At 36.7% G+C, this 1,171-nt stretch carries 1 protein-coding gene; it reads left to right on the forward strand.

Annotated elements, in window-relative coordinates; all coding sequences use genetic code 11:
- The first annotated feature begins 569 nt into the window (after nucleotides 1-569).
- Nucleotides 570-983 carry an SMI1/KNR4 family protein gene (locus tag EHQ31_RS18320; RefSeq protein ID WP_135568300.1) on the forward strand — a complete coding sequence of 138 codons (414 nt, stop codon included), beginning with the start codon at nucleotides 570-572 and terminating at the stop codon, nucleotides 981-983.
- Nucleotides 984-1,171 lie beyond the last annotated feature (188 nt).

Consider the following 1,171-nt stretch of genomic DNA (forward strand, 5'->3'; position numbering starts at 1 on the left):
CTTCGCTTCGGCACTTACGGCCTCGCTCGGTCTGCGACACATAGGCTTCTGGCACTCCCCTTGCATTCGCAAGTGTCGTGGCCAGTCCCTAACGTCCCGTTCCGGGACTCAGGGTCAGCCTACGTCGTTAAGGCTAGTTCGTTATACGACATGCTAAACACCAATCTTGTAAATAAGTAATCTCAGAAAGGAAAACCGAAACATCTATGAAATATATCTTTAATCTTCCAATTATTCTTTTACTTTCATCAATCCTTTACACAAAAGCAATTGGAGCTAAGGAAAAGTTTAAACCTGAATATGACTATACAATTAATAGGGACTACCTATTTCAAGATTGTGAAGAAAAGAAGAAATGTTACGAAAGTTGTAACAATATACCTAATTACGCTATGTTTTTTAGCATTTTTACGAATTCAGTCGACTCAGATATATCTAAAAAAATAAAATTATCTTGTTTAAGTGAATGCTCTAGAACTATCTGCTATAAAAATTTCAAATAGAATACTTTTTTCAAGTTTCCTTCAATTTCAAAAAAATAAAAAATAAATAATTACCGCTAAATTAAAATGACAATTGATGAAGTAATTAAAAAATTACGAAAACTTAACGAGCAAGTACCATTACCTTATCAACTACCTACTCAAAAAGAAATCTCTGAAGTTGAACTTGAATTAGAAAATACATTTTCATCTGATTATAAAAAATTTTTATTAGAAGCAAGTGACGTTGTTGTTGGAACCTTAGAACCATGTACAATTGTTCCAAAAGATAGCCATACATTTATAGTTAATGTTGCAAAGGAAGCTTGGACTAAAATGAATGTTCCAAAAAACCTACTTCCAATTTGTGAGGACAATGGGAATTATTACTGCCTAAATAATATTAACGAAGTAGTATATTGGTCCCATGATGGAATAAGCGATGAAAAATGGGATGATTTAGCAAGCTGGATTAAAGAAGTTTGGATTGACAGAACATAGAAAAACAAACTAAGCTAAACGCACGTCGTATAACAACGGGGAAACGCTGCGCTGCGGCACTCACGGCCTTGCTTGGGCTACGCCACATTCCCTTTCTGTCACTCGCTCGCATACGCAAGCTACGTGCCAGTCCCTAACGTCCCGTTCGGGACTCAGGGTCAGGGAACGTCGTCTCCCCTAGTTCGTTA

Source organism: Leptospira montravelensis, from assembly GCF_004770045.1.
Classification (GTDB): Bacteria; Spirochaetota; Leptospiria; order Leptospirales; family Leptospiraceae; genus Leptospira_A; species Leptospira_A montravelensis.